This window comes from Kocuria sp. U4B (assembly GCF_054875615.1).
Window position 1 is genome coordinate 3441456 of record NZ_CM142180.1, and the last position, 19146, is coordinate 3460601.

Genomic DNA, 19146 nt, shown 5'->3' on the forward strand with positions numbered 1-19146 from the left:
AGGACGTCAGCCGAGGAGCCCGAGCAGCCCGACGGCCAGGCCGGCGGCGGCGCACACCCCGAGGGTGCGCAGCACGCTCCACCTGAGGCGGAAGACCATGACCAGGGCGGCGGCGGCGATCAGCACGGCCTGTGGTTGCAGGCTGGTCAGCTGCGGGAGATCGAGCCGGACCGGTCCCCAGGACAGGGGGGTGGTGGCGGCGAAGAGCGTGTGGACGGCGAAGTAGACGGCGAGGTTGGCGATCACCCCGACCACGGCGGCGGTGATGCCGGTCAGCGCCGCCGACAGCGACGCGTTCCCGCGCAGGCGCTCGACGTAGGGGGCGCCGAGGAAGATGAACAGGAAGCAGGGGACGAAGGTGACCCAGGTGGTCAGCAGCGACGCCAGCACGGCCGCGACCCACGGGTCGAGGGTGCCGGGGTCGCGGAAGGCCCCGAGGAAGGCCACGAACTGCACGACCATGATCAGCGGGCCGGGGGTGGTCTCGGCCAGGGCCAGTCCCCGGGCCATCTCCCCGGGCCCGAGCCACCCGTAGGTGGCCACGGCCTGCTGGGCCACGTAGGCCAGCACCGCGTAGGCCCCGCCGAAGGTGACCAGGGCGGTGCCGGAGAAGAACAGGCCCTGCTGGGTGAACACGCTGTCCGTGCCGGTGAGCAGGGCGGCGAGCGCGACGGGGCCCAGCCACAGGGGGACCCCGATCCCCAGGATCAGCGCCGCCCGTCTCCAGGAGGGCCGGGCGTGCTGGAGGGCCTCGTCGGAGATCAGCGGCTCCGGTCCGTCGCCGGCGGCCTTCCGGGCGGGGGCGGCCATGACGGCCGGGCGCACCCGGCCGGTGACCCAGCCGGTGGCCGCGGCGGCGGCGACCACGGCGGGGAAGGGCACCGCGAACACGGCCAGGGCCAGGAACGACGCCACGGCGATGGCCACCAGCGCCGGGTGGTGCAGGGCCCGCTTCGCGACCTTGAGCAGGGCCTGCGCGACGATGGCCAGCACCGCCGGGGCGAGGCCGGCGAACAGCGCCACCACGACGGCCGTCTCCCCGAACGCGGCGTAGACGCCCGAGAGCAGCAGCAGCGCCACGACGCCGGGCAGGACGAACAGGGTCCCGGCGATCAGGCCGCCGCGGGTGCCGTTGAGCAGCCAGCCGATGTAGACGGCAAGCTGCTGGGCCTCGGGCCCGGGCAGCAGGGTGCAGTAGGACAGGGCGTGCAGGAACCGGCGTTCCCCGATCCAGCGGTGCTCCTCGACCAGGGACCGCTGCATGACCGCGATCTGCCCGGCCGGGCCGCCGAAGGTCTGCAGGGAGATCTTGAACCACGCCCGGGTGGCCTCCCGCAGCGGGACGACGTCGTGGATCCGGGGGCTGGCGCTCATGGTGGTTCCCTTCCGCCGAGCAGGACCGCGCGGCCCTGCTCGTCGATCCTGCCGGCGCCGGCCGTCGGGGCTCGTGAGCGGCCGGGCCGGTGGCCGGGTGCCGCGGCGGGTGCCGCGGTGTGCTCCGCGACCCGGTCCACGGTACGGGGTGCGCGGCCCGGGGCGACAGGGAGGCGGCAGCTGCCCCTGACGATGTCGGGCAGTCACCCGGTGCGCCGGGGGGCGGTGCGGGGGGAGCCGCCTGCGAGGACGGCGTCAGGAGTGCAGCGTGCTGGTGGGGGAGCGCCCGTAGTGGTGGCGGTAGGCGGCGGCGAACCGGTCGAGATCGGTGAAGCCCCAGCGGTGGGCGATCGCCGCGACGGTGGCCCCGAGGGCGGGGTCGGCGTCCATCAGCTCGTGGTGGGCGCCGTCCAGGCGGGCGGTGCGCAGGTAGGCGAGCGGGGTGGTGCCCGTGTGCTCGCGGAAGGCGCGCTCCAGGCGGCCGGGGGACAGGCGGGCGGCCGCGGCGATCTCGCCCGGCCCGAGGGGGAGCTCGCGGTGCTCGTCGATGAAGGCCACCGCCCGGCGCACCGGCCCGGGCAGGACGGGGGCCTGGCCCACGGGGGCGTCGACGTCGTGGAAGGTGCCGGGGAAGGTCCACAGCAGGGCCGTGGCGATCCTGCGGTAGGCCTCGACGCGGATCAGCGGGATGCTCATCGCCTCCTCGTTGTCGAGCACGTCGTCCTGGAGGTGGCGCACGGTGTCCCTCCAGTGCTCGGCGGCGGCTCCGGTGCGGGGGGTGCGGTCGTGGAAGCGCAGCCGGAAGTCGTCCCGCTGGAGCAGCTCGGCGGCGTGGTCCTCCACCCAGGAGCGCTCCAGCGCCGTGGTGGTCAGGTGGGCGGCCTCCAAAGTGGCGGTGAAGGGCTCCTGCGGCAGCAGGAACGGGCCGTCGTCGGCGCGGGGCCGGTCCCGGCCGGTGCCGATCGTCATCCGGCCCCGGCTCACCTGGGCGATGCTCAGGGCCTCGGGAGGATCGATGCCCACCTGCAACGACGACGACGGGCCGAGCTGGGACTGCCGGCACATCAGGGGCCCGACGAGCGTCCAGGACGCGGTCAGCTCGAAGTGCGGCGCCGTGGAGGCCTGCACCTCGGCGCGCTTGACCACCCAGCGCAGGGCGTCAGCCGCCGCGCCGGCATCGGCGGTGACGAAGACATCGCGCTGAACGGCCCCCATGGCGCACCACCCTAGAGTCCCCGGGGTCCGGTCGGATAGGCGCGGGAACGTCCAATGCTCCACGTTTCACCGCCGGGGACGGGGTGGAGGAGCCACGAGCGGTGAGCCGGACAGCACGCGGTCCCGGACGGGCGGCACCGGCGTGTCCCTTCCCCTCTCCCCGGCGCCGCGCCAGAGTAGGAACCGCACGGGCCAGCGCCGACCGCACCGACAGGAGATCCTCATGGGGCAGCTGATCATCTCGGAGTTCATCACGCTCGACGGCGTCGTCGACTCCCCAGGCGGCGGGCCGCACCCCCACGCCGGCTGGACCTTCCAGCAGGTCCCCTTCGAGGAGGCGGCCTACGAGATCAAGGACCGGGAGCAGCGGGAGGCGACCGCGATGCTGCTGGGCCGGGTGAGCTACGACGAGTTCGCCCCGGTCTGGCCGTCGATGGAGGAGTTCGCCGAGTACAACGCCATGCCGAAGTACGTGGTCTCCTCCACCCTGACCGACCCGCAGTGGAACAACACCTCGGTGCTGCGCTCCCTCGACGAGGTCGCGCAGCTGAAGGAGAGCACCGACGGCACCATCCTCGTGCACGGCAGCGCCACGCTGGCCAAGGGGCTGGCCGCCGCCGACCTCGTGGACCGGTACCACCTGCTCGTGTTCCCGGTCCTGCTCGGCCGGGGCAAGCGCCTCTTCGACGACTCGGCCGACACGCTGCGCACCCTGGAGCTGGCCGAGCACGAGGCCTACGCCAACGGCATCGTCAAGGCCGTCTACGACGCCGTGCACTGACCGGCGGCCGGGCGCTCCCGGCCGGGGCGTCAGAACGGCCTCGCGCCGCGCCGGTAGCTCAGGGCGCCGGGGACGCGGCCGGCGTCGCCCAGCGGCTCGCCGCGGGCGAAGCCGGCCCACAGCCGGCGGACCTGCCGGCCGTGGGCCTCGATCTCCTCCCACGTCGCACCGGCGACCAGCCCGGTGTGCGCCCAGGTGCGCTCGTGGCCGAACAGCAGCGGCAGGTCGATCGTGTGGGCGGCCCCGTACGGGTTGCCGGGGGCGGCCCAGGAGAGTCGATAGGTGTGCGCGGTGCCGCCGGCGCGCACATGGCGCCGGGCGAAGCGGCGGATGGCCCGCGAGTAGACCTCGGCGGTCACCCAGCCCACGACGGCGCGGCGGACCAGCGGCCCGAGCAGGGGGAGGCGGACCCACCGGAGCAGGGCGGGCCGCGTCGGCAGGAAGAACCGTGCCTCCTCGGTGGTGTGGCCGATGAGGACGTCGATGTGCGGGGCGACCCGGTCCCAGGCCGCGTCGACCTCCTCCTCGGCCGGCAGGGGGTGGTGGCCGTACTGGGTGCCGAAGGCCATCGCCCCCATGAGCCCGAAGGAGGCCGCGTGGGCGGCGACCTCGGCCTGGAGGGCCACCACCTCCTCCACCGGGGTGGCGGCGGTGACGACCTCGGCCGCGGCCGCCATCGCGGCGTTCATCTTCTGGCGGCCGCGGGAGATCCCCAGCGGGGGGCTCTGGAGAATGGCGCGGCGGAACAGGGCGGGAGCCTCGGGGGTCGCCATGAGGTGGGCCACCGCATCGGCCCCGGCGGACTGGCCGAACGCGGTCACCTGGTCCGGGTCCCCGCCGAAGGCCGCGATGTTGCGACCCACCCAGCGGAACGCCTCGACCTGGTCGAGCAGCCCCAGGTTGGCCGGGCGGTGGTGGCCGGTCCCCAGGTAGCCGAACAGGCCCAGCCGGTAGGTGACGTTCACGACCACGACGCGCTGCTCGGCCACGAGCCGGGCCGGGTCCATGATCGGGGCGTCCCCGGCCCCGGTGGTGTAGGAGCCGCCGTGGATCCAGACCATCACGGGCAGCTGCTCGCCGGGGGCCAGGTCGCGGGGCAGGGTCACCGACAGCCGCTGGCAGTGCTCGTCCTGCGGCAGCCCGTCCATCGCCCCGCCGAGGACCTCCTCGAGGAAGGGGGACCGGACCTGGGCGCAGGCCGGTGCGGGCTCCGTGGCGGGAAACGGCTCCTGCCAGTCCGGTGCCGCAGCGGGGGCGGTGAACCGGTCGGCCCCCGCGTAGGGGATGCCGGTCGCGCGGACCACGTCGCCGTCGGCCCAGCCGAGGACGGGGCCGCAGGGAGGTGTGAACGTGAGCGTGGTGATCATTCTGCCCATTATGGCCAGCCGCCGGCCCGGGCGCGCCCGGCGCCCGCGCCGCCGCGGGAAGCAGGTCGGGGGCAGCGGCTAGCCTGGAGCCGTGACCGGCTCCCTCTTCGACGACCTCGACCGCCCCGAGCCCTCCGGCGCCCCCGGGGGCGATCGGCCGGACGACGTCCCCGCCCCGGGCCGGGCCCGCCCCCGGTCCCGCAGCCGCGCCCCGCTCGCCGTGCGGATGCGCCCGCGCACCCTGGACGAGGTCGTGGGCCAGCAGCACCTGCTCAAGCCGGGCTCGCCGCTGCGGGTCCTGGCGGGGGAGGACCGGGGGCCGGCGGGGCCGTCGTCGATCATCCTCTGGGGTCCCCCCGGCACGGGCAAGACCACGCTCGCCCACGTCATCGCCCGCGGGGTCTCCCGCAAGTTCGTGGAGCTGTCCGCGATCACCGCGGGGGTCAAGGACGTCCGCAAGGTGATGGACGAGGCGCTCACCGACCGCGACCTGCACGGGCGCACCACGGTGCTGTTCCTCGACGAGATCCACCGCTTCACCAAGGCCCAGCAGGACGCCCTGCTGCCCGGGGTGGAGAACCGGTGGGTGGTGCTGGTCGCCGCGACCACGGAGAACCCGTCCTTCTCGGTGATCTCCCCGCTGCTGTCGCGCTCGCTGCTGCTGACGCTGCGGCCGCTGGAGCGGGATGACATCGCGGCGCTGCTGGACCGCGCCGTCGCCGACCCCCGGGGCCTCGGCGGGCAGGTGGAGCTGTCCGCACCGGCGCGGGAGCACCTCCTGGACCTGTGCGGGGGCGACGCCCGCAAGGCGCTGACCTCGCTGGAGGCCGCGGCCGGCGTCGCGTTCTCGGAGCAGGACGCCGCGGAGCAGGACGCCGCGGAGCAGGACGCCGCGGAGCAGGACGCCGCGGAGCAGGACGCCGCGGAGCAGGACGCCGCGGAGCAGGACGCCGCGGAGCGGGACCACGGCGCCGTCCCCCAGATCACCCGCGCCCACGCCGAGGAGGCCCTCGACCGGGCGGCGGTGCGCTACGACAAGAACGGCGACCAGCACTACGACGTGGTCAGCGCGTTCATCAAGTCTATCCGCGGCTCGGACGTCGACGCCGCGATGCACTACCTCGCGCGGATGATCGAGGCGGGGGAGGACCCCCGCTTCATCGCCCGCCGGCTCATCATCTCCGCGGCGGAGGACATCGGCACGGCCGATCCCACCGCCCTGCCCACCGCGGTGGCCGCCGCGGAGGCCGTCCAGCTCATCGGCATGCCCGAGGGCCGCATCCCCCTGGCCCAGGCCGTCGCCCACCTCGCCACCGCCCCGAAGTCCAACGCCGCCTACACCGCGATCAACGAGGCCATCGCCGACGTGCGCGCCGGCCGGGCCGGCCCCGTGCCGGCGCATCTGCGGGACGCCCACTACGCGGGGGCGGACCGGCTGGGCCACGGCCGCGGCTACGTGTACGCCCACGACGCGCCCAACGGGGTGGCCGCCCAGCAGTACCCGCCGGACGAGCTCGTGGGCACCGACTACTACCGGCCCGTGGACCGGGGCCGCGAGCGCCAGATCGCCGAGCGGCTGGAGATCCTGCGCGGCATCGTCCGGGGCGGCCAGTGACTCAGCGGCCCGAGAGGTAGCGCACCACGCCGCCCGCGGTGCGCTCGTCGACGACGAGGTCGGTCACGACACCGGCCCGCAGGGCGCCGACGAGACCGCGGATCTTGTGCTCGCCCGAGACCACGCACAGCCGGCGGGGGATCCGCCGCAGCTCCGAGGGGGTGGGCCCCGAGGCGCGCCGGTTGAGGCCGATGTCCGCGTAGGTGCCGTCCTCCCGCAGGAACACCGTGCACACGTCCCCGACCACCCGCTGGGCGGTCAGCGTCCGGAACGCGTCCTCGTCGAGGTAGCCGCCGCTGTAGACCTGGGAGACCATGGGCCCGCGGAAGGCGCCCACGCTGAAGACGGCGAGGTCGGCGGTGTTGCGCACCGCCAGCACGCGGCGCACGGTCGACTCCTGCCACATCAGCTCCCGGGTCCGCTCGTCGTCGAAGAAGGCGGGGGTGGGGAACGGGTACAGGGCGGCGTTGAACGCGGTGGACATCTGGGCCAGCAGGGTCGCGGAGCGGGCCGCCCCCGCGGGGTGGACGTTGACCGCGCCGTTCATCTGCACGACCGTCGCGCTGCGCGTGCGCTTGGGCTGCAGGTGGGAGGCGACCGCCGACGTCGTGGTGCCCCACGCGACCGCGAGCGTCATGCCGTCGCCGAACCACTCCCCGAGCAGCGCGGCCGCGCAGCGGGCCACCGACTCCAGCCGCTGCGAGTCCGTGGCGCTGCGGGCCGTGCCGGCGACGTGCACCGTGACCCCGAACGTGCTCTGCAGCGTACGGGAGAGGTCGTCCACGGGGCTGCCGGGGGAGGCCAGGCTGATCCGCACGATGCCGCGGTCGCGGGCGCCCTGCAGCATGCGCGAGACCGTGGAGCGGGAGACGCCGAAGCGCTCGGCCACCGCGTCCATGGTCATTCCCTGCACCCAGTAGAGCTCGGCGGCCTGGTAGAGCTCCGCATCTTGGTGCATCCGCAAACCCTTCCCCTGCACGTCCGTTCGTATTGGTTGAGCATAGGTGCACCGGAGGGAAGAGTGTGAGTCACAGCACACCGGGGCGCTCCGCCCCGGGCCCGTCGAAAGGCCGCACCCATGTCGTTCCCCACCCTGTCCGCCACCGACCGGAAGCAGGCGCTCGCCGCGCTCACCGACGGCACCGAGCTCGACGTCCTCGTCGTCGGGGGCGGCATCACGGGGGCCGGGATCGCCCTCGACGCCGTGTCCCGCGGCCTGCGCACCGGCATCGTCGAGGCCCAGGACTGGGCCGGCGGCACGTCCCAGTGGTCCTCCAAGCTCGTCCACGGAGGCCTGCGCTACCTCCAGCAGCTCGACTTCAAGCTCGTCGCCGAGGCCCTGCGGGAGCGCGAGCTGCTCCTCGACTTCCTCGCCCCGCACCTCGTCAAGCCCGTGCCCTTCCTCTACCCCCTGACCCACCGGTTCTGGGAGCGCCCCTACGTCACCGCCGGCATCGGCCTCTACGACGCCCTCGCCCACATCGGCGCGAAGGTCGCCACCCTGCCCTACCAGCGCCACCTCACCGCCTCCGGCGTCCGGCGGCTCTTCCCCGACGTCAGGCCCGGGTCCATGGTCGGCGCCGTGCAGTACTGGGACGCCCGCGTCGACGACGCCCGCCTCGTCCTCACCATCGTGCGCACCGCCGTGCGCTTCGGGGCGCTCGCGGCCAACCGCACCCGCGCCGTGGGCTTCCCCACCGACGGCAGCGGCCGGGTGGTCGGCGCCACGATCCGCGACCTCGAGACGGGCGCCGAGCACCTGGTGCGCGCCCGCAGCGTGATCGCGGCGACGGGGGTGTGGACGGAGCAGACCCAGGACCTCGCCCACGCCGAGGGCGGGCTGCAGGTGCTGGCCTCCAAGGGCATCCACATCGTCGTCCCGCGCGACCGGATCCGCAGCGACACCGGCCTGATCCTGCAGACCGAGAAGTCCGTGCTGTTCATCATCCCGTGGGAGCGGTACTGGCTCATCGGCACCACCGACACCTCCTACGAGCAGGACCTCGAGAACCCCGTGGCCTCCGGCGCGGACATCGACTACGTCATCGACCACGCGAACGTCGTGCTCGACCGTCCCCTGACCCGCGACGACGTGATCGGCACCTACGCCGGGCTGCGCCCGCTGCTGCAGCCGGGGACGAAGCAGGACGGCGGCGAGCAGTCCACCAAGATCTCCCGGGAGCACACGGTCACCGAGGTCGCCCCCGGGCTGATCACGATCGCCGGCGGCAAGCTCACGACCTACCGGGTGATGGCCGAGGACGCCGTGGACCTCGCCCTGGGCGCCGAGCGCGCCAGGCAGATGCCGTCCGTCACCGACCGCACGCCGCTGCTGGGCGCCGACGGCTACCTGGCCCTGCGCCGGCAGGCGGGCTCCCTGGGCGCCCGGTTCGGCTGGGACGAGGAGCAGGTGCTCCACCTGCTGCGCCGCTACGGGTCCGCGGTCTCCGAGATCGTCGCGCTCGCCGAGGCCGACCCGGACCTGGGCCGCCCGCTCGCCGGGGCCGCCCCCTACCTGCGGGCCGAGATCGTCCACGCCTGCACGCACGAGGGCGCCCTGCACCTCGAGGACATCTACGACACCCGCACCCGCCTCACGTGGGAGCGGCCCCGGCACGGTCTGGACGCCGTCGAGGAGATCGCCGACCTCGCCGCCGCGGCCCTCGGCTGGGACCCGCAGCGCCGGGCCGCCGAGGTCGAGGCCTACCGGGCCCGGTGCGCCGCCGAGGACGCCGCGGCGGCCGCGGCCGACGACGCCGCGGCCGCCGCCGCCCGCGCCGCCGCCCCCGACGTGCTCGACGCGATCCGCCCCGCCGGCTGACCGCCGGACGGCCACCGGCCGACCGCCGGTGCCCGTCTCCCTCCTGCGACCGCCCGCCCGGGCGGCCCGCGCCACCCCGTCCGCCCGTCCGCCCGTCCCGAGGAGCCGCTGTGCTGTCCACGTCCCTGCCACACCTCTTGCTGCAGACCGCCCCCACCGTGCCCGCGTCCCTGTCCACCGTCTTCCTGTCCGAGATCGCCGGCACCGCGACGCTGCTGCTGCTCGGCGCCGGCGTCGTCGCCAACGCGGTGCTGCCCCGGACCAAGGGCCTGGGCGGGGGCTTCCTGATGATCAACTTCGGGTGGGGCCTCGCGGTGTTCGCCGGCGTCTACGTCGCCTGGCAGTCCGGGGCCCACCTGAACCCGGCCGTCACCGTGGGCCTGTGGGCCTCCGGCTCCGCGGAGTACGCCCCGGGGGTGCCCGTCACCGCGGCCAGCACGGCGGTGTACTTCGCCGGGGAGCTCCTCGGCGCGTTCCTCGGCGCCGTGCTCGCCTTCCTCGCGTACAAGAAGCACTTCGACGAGGAGGCGGACCCGGACACCAAGCTCGCCGTCTTCTCCACCGGCCCGGCGATCCGCTCCTACGGCTGGAACCTCGTCACCGAGGTGATCGGCACGTTCGTGCTCGTGGCCGTGATCCTGCTCTTCGGCAACACCCCCTCGCAGATCGGCCCGCTGGCCGTGGCCCTGCTGGTCGTCGGCATCGGCGCCAGCCTCGGCGGGCCCACCGGCTACGCCATCAACCCCGCCCGGGACCTCGGACCCCGCATCGCCCACGCCGTGCTGCCCATCCGGGGCAAGGGCCCCAGCGACTGGGCCTACGCCTGGGTCCCCGTGGTGGGGCCCCTGGTCGGCGGCGCGCTCGCCGGCGGCTACTACCAGCTCTTCGCCAACCCGCCCGCCTGAGACCCGCCGCCTGTGACCCCGCCCGCCCGCAGCACCCGCCACCCGTCCACCGGAGCACCACGAAGTGAGGAACCACCCATGAGCACCCAGCCGAAGTACGTCATGGCCATCGACCAGGGCACCACCAGCTCCCGCGCGATCATCTTCGACAAGCAGGGCAACGTCGTCAGCGTCGGCCAGCTCGAGCACCAGCAGATCTTCCCGCGCGCCGGGTGGGTCGAGCACGACCCCATGGAGATCTGGCTCAACGTCCGCAAGGTCGTCGCCGAGGCGGAGGCCAGCTCGGAGGTCGGCCCCCGCGACATCGCCGCCGTCGGCATCACCAACCAGCGCGAGACCACCGTGGTGTGGGACCGCACCACCGGCAAGCCCGTCTACAACGCGATCGTCTGGCAGGACACCCGCACCCAGGCGCTCGTCGAGCAGTTCGCCGGGGACGCGGGCATGGACCGCTACCAGGAGCGCACCGGCCTGCCGCTGGCCAGCTACTTCGCCGGGCCGAAGATCCGCTGGATCCTCGACAACGTCGACGGCGCCCGCGAGGCCGCCGAGCGCGGGGACCTCATGTTCGGCACGACCGACTCCTGGCTCGTGTGGAACATGACCGGCGGCGTCGAGGGCGGCGTGCACGTCACCGACGTGACCAACGCCTCCCGCACGATGCTCATGAACCTCGACACCCTGGACTGGAACGAGCAGATCTGCGAGGAGATGGGCGTGCCCGTCTCGATGCTGCCCGAGATCCGCTCGTCCTCCGAGGTCTACGGCAAGGGCCGCACCCGCGGCTTCCTCCGCGACGTGCCCATCTCCGGGATCCTGGGCGACCAGCAGGCCGCCCTGTTCGGCCAGGCCTGCTTCGAGAAGGGCATGGGCAAGAACACCTACGGCACCGGCAACTTCGTGCTCATGAACGTGGGCACCGACGTGGTCCCGGCCAGCCACGGGCTCATCGCCACGGCCGGCTACAAGATCGGCGACGCCCCCGCGGTGTACGCCCTCGAGGGCTCCATCGCGGTGACGGGCGCGCTCGTGCAGTGGCTGCGCGACAACCTCGGCATCATCTCCTCCGCCCCCGAGGTGGAGGAGCTCGCCGGCACCGTGGAGGACAACGGCGGCGCGTACTTCGTGCCGGCCTTCAGCGGCCTGTTCGCCCCGCACTGGCGGGCCGACGCCCGCGGCGCCCTCGTCGGGCTCACCCGCTACGTGACGAAGGCGCACATCGCCCGGGCCGCCCTCGAGGCCACGGCCTACCAGTCCCGGGAGGTCGTCGACGCGATGAACGCGGCCTCGGGCAGCCCGATCACCGAGCTGCGCGTCGACGGCGGGATGACCGCCAACGAGCTGCTCATGCGGTTCCAGGCCGACCAGCTGGGCGTGCCCGTGGTGCGCCCGGGGGTCTCCGAGACCACGGCCCTCGGCGCGGCCTACGCCGCCGGCATCGCCGTGGGCTTCTGGGCCGACACCGCCGACGTGGCCCGCAACTGGGCCGAGGGCGCCCGGTGGACCCCGACGATGGGGGAGGAGGACCGCGAGCGGCTCTACCGCAACTGGAAGAAGGCCGTGACCAAGTCCCTCGACTGGGTCGACCGCGACGTCGACTGACCCCGCGCCGCCAGGCCGCAGCACCGTGCCGCCCGGGCCGGACCGGGCGGCACGGTGCTGCTCCCGTCGCCGGCCACCCCTCGGCGGCGCCCTCGGCGGGGCGCGTCGGGGGCGGGCGGTGCGAGGGCGCGCGAAAGGGGCGGGCGCAGGCTATACTGGACCGTCGGCCGGCAAGGCCCGTGCTCCCGCGCGCCCGGCGCACCGCTGTCAACCACGGTGCTCCCCGTGCGGCCACGGCGCTTGCAGGACGAGAGGATTGCGGCTGATCCTCACCTCTCCGGCGGGACCGATCCCGTCCTCGGAGGCCGGACCGACCAGAACACGCTTCCCCCGCGCGACGGGGGAGCACCGCATTGTGAAAGGTAACCGTGGCTAACAACACGCGTGCGCGCCGTCAGGTGCGCAAGTCCCGCGCCCTCGGGATCGCCCTGACCCCGAAGGCCGAGAAGTACTTCGAGCGCCGTCCCTACGGCCCCGGCGAGCACGGCCGTGCCCGCCGCAAGGCCGACTCGGACTACGCCGTCCGTCTGCGCGAGAAGCAGCGTCTGCGCGCCCAGTACAACATCCGCGAGAAGCAGATGCACCTGGCCTACGTCGAGGCCAAGCGCCAGGAGGGCCAGACCGGTGAGAACCTGGTCGTCCTGCTGGAGTCCCGCCTCGACGCCCTCGTCCTGCGCGCCGGCTTCGCCCGCACCATGGCCCAGGCCCGCCAGATGGTCGTGCACCGCCACATCCTGGTCGACGGCCAGCGCGTGGACCGCCCCTCGTTCCGCGTGAAGGAGGGCCAGCTGATCCACGTGCACCCGAAGTCGGAGAAGATGGTGCCCTTCCAGGTCGCCGCCGCCGGCGCGCACCAGGCCGTGCTCCCGGACACCCCGGGCTACCTGGACGTGCAGATCGACCGCCTCCAGGCCAAGCTGGTGCGCAAGCCCAAGCGCGCCGAGGTCCCCGTGACCTGCGAGGAGCAGCTCGTGGTGGAGTACTACGCCCGCATGGCCTGATGCCAGCGGGCTCCCGTCCCCGGCGCACGCCGGGGACGGGGCCCCACCGGCGGAGAGCCCGCGGCGCCTGCGCCGCGGGCTTTTCCGTTCGGTACAGTTGGTCACCGGGCACCGCGCCGGTGCCCCGCCCGCCCGCCGCGGGCCCCCGCCCCCGACCAGACCAGCAAGGAGCGCCCCGCCCCATGACCGGTGGAGAAATCGCAGGACTGCTCGCCGCCGGGGTGTTCGCCGTCCTGGTCGCCCTGCTCGCCGTGCCGATCCTCAAGCTCGGCAAGGTCTTCGACGAGCTGCGGCTGACGATCCGCTCGCTCAACAACGAGACCGTCCCGCTCATCGACGAGGTGACCCGGACCGTGTCGACCACCAACTCGCAGCTGGAGAAGGTCGACGGGATCACGACCAACGTCTCGGACGCCTCCGCGAACGTCTCCGCGCTGTCCTCCCTGGTGGCCTCCACCGTGGGCCAGCCGCTGATCAAGGTCGCGGCGTTCTCCCACGGGGTGCGCCGCGCCTTCACCGGGGACGACCCGTCCGCCGGGGCCCGCCGCGCGGATCCCTTCGGCGGGCCCACCACCGAGCCGGGTCCGCGCGACCCGGCCGCCTAGGGAGGACCCAGCATGAGCTTCTGGGGCAAGCTTGCCCTCGTGGCCGCCGGCACCGTGATCGGCGCCGCCGCCGCCCGGATCACCCGCACCCCCGGCCAGGACCTCGACGTGCGCCGCGGCGCCGACGCCGCCCGCGCCCCCCGGCCCGGGGACTGGCGCTCCCGCCTCTACCGCTTCGCCGCGACCGTCAAGGCCGGCATGGACGAGCGGGAGGCCGAGCTGCGCGCCTCCTTCGGCGTGACGCCCCCCGGCACGCCGTCGTCCCCCCTCACCGGCCGCGACGCCGCGCCCGGGCTCCTCGACGCCCCCGACCCCTCGACCGACCGCGAAGGAAAGCACCGGTAATGCTCTCTCAGGAAATCACCAAGCGCTGGCTGGACTACTTCGAGCGCCAGGGCCACACCGTGGTGCCCTCCGCCTCGCTGATCTCCTCCCAGCCCGGTTCCATGTTCACCATCGCCGGCATGGTCCCGTTCATCCCGTACTTCCTCGGTCAGGAGACGCCCCCCTACCGGCGGGCCACCTCCATCCAGAAGTGCATCCGCACCCTCGACATCGACGAGGTCGGCAAGACCGCCCGCCACGGCACGTTCTTCCAGATGGCCGGCAACTTCTCCTTCGGCGACTACTTCAAGGAGAAGGCCATCCCCATGGCCTGGGAGCTGCTCACCGGCCCCGTCGAGCAGGGCGGCTTCGGCCTCGACCCCGACCGCCTGTGGGTGACCGTCTACGAGGGCGACGAGGAGTCCTACGCGCTGTGGAGGGACACGGTGGGCCTGCCCGCCGAGCGGATCCAGCGCATGGGCCGCGACGAGAACTACTGGGACACCGGCCAGCCCGGCCCCGCCGGGCCCGACTCCGAGATCTTCTACGACCGCGGCCCCCGCTACGGCCAGGAGGGCGGCCCGGCCGTCGACGACGACCGGTACATCGAGATCTGGAACCTCGTGTTCATGCAGTACCAGCGCGGCGAGGGCACCGGCAAGGACTACGAGATCCTCGGGGACCTGCCGGAGCAGAACATCGACACCGGCCTCGGCGTCGAGCGCCTGGCCATGCTCCTGCAGGGCGTCGAGAACTTCTACGAGACCGACCAGGTCCGCCCCGTCCTCGACAAGGCCGCCGAGCTGTCGGGGAAGACCTACCGCGGCTCGGAGAGGGCCGACGAGGAGGGCTACGCCGACGACGTGCGGATGCGCGTGGTCGCCGACCACGTCCGCTCCTCGCTGATGCTCATCGCCGACGGCGTCAGCCCGTCCAACGAGGGCCGCGGCTACATCCTGCGCCGCCTGCTGCGCCGCGCGATCCGCGCGATGCGCCTGATGGGCGTCACCGAGCCGTGCCTGCCCGTGCTGCTGCCCGCCTCCCGCGACGCCATGCGCGGCGTCTACCCCTACGTCGCCGAGGACTTCGAGCGGATCTCCCGGATCGCCTACGCCGAGGAGAAGGCGTTCCTCAAGACCATCGAGTCCGGCACCACCCGGCTCAACGAGGCCGTGGCCGGCGCGAAGCAGCAGGGCCAGGCCGTCTCCGGCGCCGAGGCGTTCGCCCTGCACGACACCTACGGCTTCCCCATCGACCTGACCCTCGAGATGGCCGCCGAGGCCGGGGTCGCCGTCGACGAGACCGCCTTCCGCGGCCTGATGGAGGAGCAGCGCCGGCGGGCCCAGGAGGACGCCCGCGCCAAGAAGGGCGCCCACGCGGACCTGTCCGTCTTCCGCCGCCTGCTCGACGAGCGCGGCTCCGTCTTCACCGGCTACACCGTCCTGCGCACCGAGACCGCCCTGCGGGCCCTGCTCAGGGACGGCGTGACGGTCCCGGCCGCGTCGGCGGGCGAGCACGTCGAGGTCGTCCTCGACGAGACCCCCTTCTACGCCGAGGCCGGCGGCCAGGCCGCCGACACCGGCACCATCACCGGCGACGGGTTCGTGCTGGAGGTCTCCGACGTGCAGCAGCCGGTCAAGGGGCTGTCCGTGCACAAGGCCGTCGTGCGCGAGGGCGAGGCCGTCTCCGGCACGCCCGTGGTCGCGCAGGTCGACGTCGCCCGCCGCCGCGCCGGGGAGATGGCGCACTCGGGCACCCACATCGTGCACGCCGCCCTGCACGACATCCTCGGCCCCGACGCCGTCCAGCGCGGCTCCTTCAACAAGGAGGGCTACCTGCGCTTCGACTTCGCCTGGGGCGAGGGTCTGTCCGAGGAGCAGCGCCGGGAGATCGAGGAGGTCTCCAACACCGCCATCCACGACAACTTCCAGGTCGTCACCCAGGAGATGGGCCTCGACGAGGCGAAGGCGCTGGGCGCCATGTCCCTGTTCGGCGAGAAGTACGGGGAGCGCGTGCGCGTCGTCGAGATGAACGGTCCGTGGTCGCGCGAGCTGTGCGGCGGCACCCACGTGGGCGGCACCGCCCAGATCGGCTCGCTCACCCTGCTCACCGAGCAGTCCGTGGGCTCCGGCAACCGCCGCGTCGAGGCGCTCGTGGGCCTGGACTCGTTCCGCCACCTCGCCGCCGAGCGCACCCTGGTCCACCAGCTCACCGACATGCTCAAGGTGCAGTCCTCCGCCGAGCTCCCCGAGCGCCTGGCCACCACCCTGGACAGGCTCAAGGCCGCCGAGAAGGAGCTCGCCGGGCTGCGCCGTGAGAAGCTCCAGGCCCAGGCCGGGGCGCTGCTCGACGGCGTGCGCCAGGTCGGGCCCGTCAAGGTCCTCGTGCACGACGCGGGCGAGGTCGCCGGCGCCGACGACGTCCGCTCCCTCGCCCTGGACCTGCGCGGGCGGCTCATGGCCGACGCGTTCGTCGTCGCGGTGGCCGGTGTCGCCAAGGGCCGACCGGTCGTCCTCGTGGCCACCACCGAGGGCGCCCGCGAGGCCGGTGTGAAGGCCGGCCGGCTCGTCCGCACCGCCGCCACGGTGCTCGGCGGCGGGGGCGGCGGCAAGGACGACGTCGCGCAGGGCGGCGGACAGGACCCCGCGAAGATCACGGCGGCCCTGGACGCGGTGCTCGCCGACGTCGCCAACGCGACGGCGGGCGCCACCGCGTGAGCGCAGGCTTCGCCCGCGGACGGCGGATGGGGGTCGACGTCGGACTCGTCCGCGTCGGGGTCGCCCTGTGCGACCCCGACGGGATCCTCGCGACCCCGCTGACGACCCTGCGCCGGGACCCGAAGAAGGGCTTCGACGTCAAGCTGCTGGCCGGGCTGGTCCAGGAGCACGACGCCGTGGCCGTCTACGTCGGGCTGCCGCGCAGCCTCGACGGCGGCGAGAACGCCTCCACCGCGATGGCCCGGGACTACGCCGCCGCCCTGGTGCGCCGGCTGCACGCCAAGGGCCGGGACGTCCCCGTGCGGCTCGTCGACGAGCGGCTGAGCACGGTCGACGCCCACCGCGCGCTGCTGGAGGCTGGCGTGTCGCGGCGGGAGCACATGGACAAGGTCGACCAGGTGGCCGCCGCCACCATCCTGCAGAGCGCCGTGGACCGGGCGAAGGCGACCGGCGCGGAACCGGGCCAGCTCGTGCCCGGACCCGCGGCCGGGCCCCCGCCCCCGCCTGGTTCCCGCCCCGGGGCCCCCGTCGTGGCCCATAATGGGGGAGACCCCGGTGCGGACCACCCTGCCCCGGGGCACCTCGACGGACGGTCCCGGCACGCCGGGGACGCCGCCGCCGCGCCCGAGGGGGCGCCGGGGGCACCGTTGACGACCACCGATCCGGACGGAGAGCATTCGTGAGCGACGACCCGTACGACCAGGCGGCCTCCCGCCGTCCCGAGGCGCCCCGCGAGCCCTCCGGCGCGGGAGCGGCCGGGCGCCTCGGCAGCCTGCTGGACGCCCCGTCGTCGCGCGAGGACTCCACGGGCCTGCAGGGCGCCTTCGAGCACGAGGAGCTGACCCCCGAGCAGGTCAAGCGCCGGCAGCGGCGGGGCCGGGTCTCCCTGACCACGGCCATCGCCCTGTTCCTGCTGGCCGCGCTGATCACCGTGTCCGTGCTCGGCTCCACCTTCAGGTGGTTCGAGGTCCGCGACTACCGCGGCGACGGCAAGGACCCCGTCACCTTCTCCGTGGCCGAGGGCGCCACCACCGGGCAGATCGCGGTGGCCCTCGAGCAGCAGGGCGTCGTCGCCGACGCCGAGACGTTCATGGAGGCCTACCAGGAGGAGCACGCGGAGGAGTTCATCCAGCCCGGCGAGTACGAGCTGCGCACCGAGATGAGCTCCGAGAGCGCGATCGACCTGCTGATGGAGGAGGAGGAGGCGACGCACTACGCGGCCGTGGCCCAGACCCTGCGGATGAGCGACGTGTTCGAGATCCTCAGCAAGTCCACCGGCATCCCGATCGAGGATTTCGAGGCCTACGCGGAGGACACCGCGACCTTCGGGATCCCCGACCGGTTCCCGAGCCTCGAGGGCTGGCTGCACCCCGGCGAGTACCGCTTCCCCCTCGACGCGAGCGCGCAGCAGATCCTGCAGACCATGGTGGACAGCACCCGCACGACCCTCGAGGGCGCCGGGATCACCGACGACGACGCGGCGTTCGAGGCGCTGACCATCGGGTCGATCATCGAGTTCGAGGTCCAGCCCGAGCACTACGACGTCGTGGCCGGGGCGATCGAGAACCGCCTCGAGAACCCCGAGGGCGAGACCTCCGGGTTCATCCAGTCCGACGCGTCCGTGACCTACGGCCTCGGCCGGAAGGGCTACGACTTCTCCGAGGAGGAGCGCCAGGACGAGGGCAACCCCTACAACACCTTCGCCCACCCGGGCCTGCCCGTCGGCCCGATCGGCTCCCCGGGCGACGCCGCCATCCAGGCCGCCGCCGACCCGGAGGACAACGGCTACTACTTCTGGGTGACCGTGGACCTGGACACCGGCGAGACCAAGTTCGCCGAGACCTACGCCGAGCACCTGCGCAACGTCGACGAGTACAACCAGTGGTGCGGCGAGAACGAGGGCCGGTGCGGGTGAGCCCCGCCCGGGCCGCGGTGGTGGGCCACCCCATCGGCCACTCCCGCTCGCCCGACCTGCACCGCGCCGCGTACGCGGTGCTGGGCGAGGACGTCGACTACGCCGCCCACGACCTCGTGGAGGACCAGCTGCCGGCGTTCGTCGACGCCCGGCGCGGGGACCCCGCGTGGCGCGGGCTGTCGGTGACGATGCCCCTGAAGTCCGTGGCCGCCGCGTGCGCCGACGAGCTCACCGGCCTCGGCGCCGCCGTGGGCGCGGTCAACACCCTGCTCTTCCGCCCCGGCGCCACGGTGCTCGGGCACAACACGGACGTCGCCGGGATCGTCGGGGCCGTGCGCGCCGCCGGCGCCGTGCCCGCCGCGCCCACGGCCGCGGTGCTGGGCGGCGGGGGACGGCCACCGCGGCCGTCGCCGCCGCCGGGCTGCTCGGGGCCGGGCGGGCCGACGTGTTCGTCCGCTCCGCGGCCCGCGCCGAGCGCGCCGTCGAGGCGGGCCGCCGGCTCGGGCTGCCCGTGCGGCTGCGCCCCTGGGAGGAGGCGGCGGGCGCCCTGGCCGGCTACGACGTCGTGGTCTCGACCCTGCCGCCGCACGGCGCCGACGAGCTCGCCGCCGTCCTCGCGGCCACCGCCCCCGCGACGGCCGGGGTGCTGCTCGACGCCGCCTACGACCCGTGGCCCTCGGCCCTCGCCCGGGCCTGGGAGGGCGCGGGGGGAGCCGTGGCCCCGGGACTCGATATGCTGATCTTCCAGGCGGTCGATCAGATCCGCCTGTTCACCGGGCGCAGCCTGGGCGAACCCCTGCCCCGCGAGCAGGACGTGATCGCTGCGATGTGCACGGCGGTGGGACGGCCCATCCGCGTCGTCCCGGCCGTGTCCCGGCCCCGACCCTGACGGCAGGGCGCGCCC

At 74.1% G+C, this 19146-nt stretch carries 15 protein-coding genes and 1 pseudogene; 12 read left to right on the forward strand and 4 right to left on the reverse strand.

What is annotated here, in order from left to right; all coding sequences use genetic code 11:
* Positions 1-6: 6 nt before the first annotated feature.
* Entirely contained in the window at positions 7-1374 is a 1368-nt protein-coding gene (gene chrA, locus ACYSMR_RS15990; protein WP_461746486.1) for a chromate efflux transporter, read from the reverse strand.
* Between the two features lie 255 nt (positions 1375-1629).
* Complete coding sequence (locus ACYSMR_RS15995; RefSeq protein WP_461746488.1) at positions 1630-2589, reverse strand: AraC family transcriptional regulator; 960 nt, start codon at positions 2587-2589, stop codon at positions 1630-1632.
* Positions 2590-2812: 223 nt separating this feature from the next.
* Between ACYSMR_RS15995 and ACYSMR_RS16000 the strand changes: the two genes are divergently transcribed.
* Positions 2813-3370 carry a dihydrofolate reductase family protein gene (locus ACYSMR_RS16000; protein ID WP_461746490.1) on the forward strand — a complete coding sequence of 186 codons (558 nt, stop codon included), beginning with the start codon at positions 2813-2815 and terminating at the stop codon, positions 3368-3370.
* A 29-nt stretch (positions 3371-3399) separates the two neighbouring features.
* Here the strand turns inward: ACYSMR_RS16000 and ACYSMR_RS16005 are convergent, their stop codons facing one another.
* The gene (locus ACYSMR_RS16005; RefSeq protein ID WP_461746492.1) at positions 3400-4737 is read right to left on the reverse strand and encodes a carboxylesterase family protein; all 1338 of its coding nucleotides are present in this window, start codon (positions 4735-4737) and stop codon (positions 3400-3402) included.
* A gap of 91 nt (positions 4738-4828) precedes the next feature.
* Between ACYSMR_RS16005 and ACYSMR_RS16010 the strand changes: the two genes are divergently transcribed.
* Positions 4829-6352, forward strand: coding sequence for a replication-associated recombination protein A (locus ACYSMR_RS16010; RefSeq protein ID WP_461746494.1), 1524 nt, complete (start codon positions 4829-4831; stop codon positions 6350-6352).
* A 1-nt stretch (position 6353) separates the two neighbouring features.
* Here the strand turns inward: ACYSMR_RS16010 and ACYSMR_RS16015 are convergent, their stop codons facing one another.
* On the reverse strand, positions 6354-7310 hold the full coding sequence (locus tag ACYSMR_RS16015) for a sugar-binding transcriptional regulator (RefSeq protein ID WP_251332669.1): 957 nt from the start codon (positions 7308-7310) through the stop codon (positions 6354-6356).
* A gap of 120 nt (positions 7311-7430) precedes the next feature.
* Between ACYSMR_RS16015 and ACYSMR_RS16020 the strand changes: the two genes are divergently transcribed.
* The 10 genes and pseudogenes from ACYSMR_RS16020 to ACYSMR_RS16065 all read left to right on the forward strand — a co-directional run bounded on the left by ACYSMR_RS16020 (position 7431) and on the right by ACYSMR_RS16065 (position 19131).
* Complete coding sequence (locus tag ACYSMR_RS16020; RefSeq protein WP_461746496.1) at positions 7431-9173, forward strand: glycerol-3-phosphate dehydrogenase/oxidase; 1743 nt, start codon at positions 7431-7433, stop codon at positions 9171-9173.
* A gap of 170 nt (positions 9174-9343) precedes the next feature.
* The gene (locus ACYSMR_RS16025) at positions 9344-10078 is read left to right on the forward strand and encodes an MIP/aquaporin family protein (RefSeq protein ID WP_251332696.1); all 735 of its coding nucleotides are present in this window, start codon (positions 9344-9346) and stop codon (positions 10076-10078) included.
* 78 nt (positions 10079-10156) lie between these two features.
* The gene (gene glpK / locus ACYSMR_RS16030) at positions 10157-11680 is read left to right on the forward strand and encodes a glycerol kinase GlpK (RefSeq protein WP_461746498.1); all 1524 of its coding nucleotides are present in this window, start codon (positions 10157-10159) and stop codon (positions 11678-11680) included.
* Positions 11681-12048: 368 nt separating this feature from the next.
* Entirely contained in the window at positions 12049-12681 is a 633-nt protein-coding gene (rpsD, locus tag ACYSMR_RS16035) for a 30S ribosomal protein S4 (RefSeq protein ID WP_251332666.1), read from the forward strand.
* Between the two features lie 182 nt (positions 12682-12863).
* Entirely contained in the window at positions 12864-13286 is a 423-nt protein-coding gene (locus ACYSMR_RS16040) for a DUF948 domain-containing protein (RefSeq protein WP_251332665.1), read from the forward strand.
* Positions 13287-13298: 12 nt separating this feature from the next.
* Positions 13299-13631, forward strand: a complete 333-nt coding sequence (locus ACYSMR_RS16045) for a hypothetical protein (RefSeq protein WP_309125379.1) — start codon at positions 13299-13301, stop codon at positions 13629-13631.
* The gene (gene alaS / locus ACYSMR_RS16050) at positions 13631-16327 is read left to right on the forward strand and encodes an alanine--tRNA ligase (protein ID WP_461746501.1); all 2697 of its coding nucleotides are present in this window, start codon (positions 13631-13633) and stop codon (positions 16325-16327) included. Before ACYSMR_RS16045 ends, alaS begins: the two co-directional genes overlap by 1 nt.
* Positions 16324-17010 carry a Holliday junction resolvase RuvX gene (ruvX, locus tag ACYSMR_RS16055; RefSeq protein WP_461746503.1) on the forward strand — a complete coding sequence of 229 codons (687 nt, stop codon included), beginning with the start codon at positions 16324-16326 and terminating at the stop codon, positions 17008-17010. The genes alaS and ruvX overlap by 4 nt, the downstream gene beginning before the upstream one ends.
* Positions 17007-18242, forward strand: coding sequence for an endolytic transglycosylase MltG (gene mltG, locus ACYSMR_RS16060; protein ID WP_461746505.1), 1236 nt, complete (start codon positions 17007-17009; stop codon positions 18240-18242). Before ruvX ends, mltG begins: the two co-directional genes overlap by 4 nt.
* A pseudogene (locus ACYSMR_RS16065) lies at positions 18233-19131 on the forward strand (shikimate dehydrogenase). The gene mltG and the pseudogene ACYSMR_RS16065 overlap by 10 nt, the downstream one beginning before the upstream one ends.
* Positions 19132-19146: the final 15 nt, after the last annotated feature.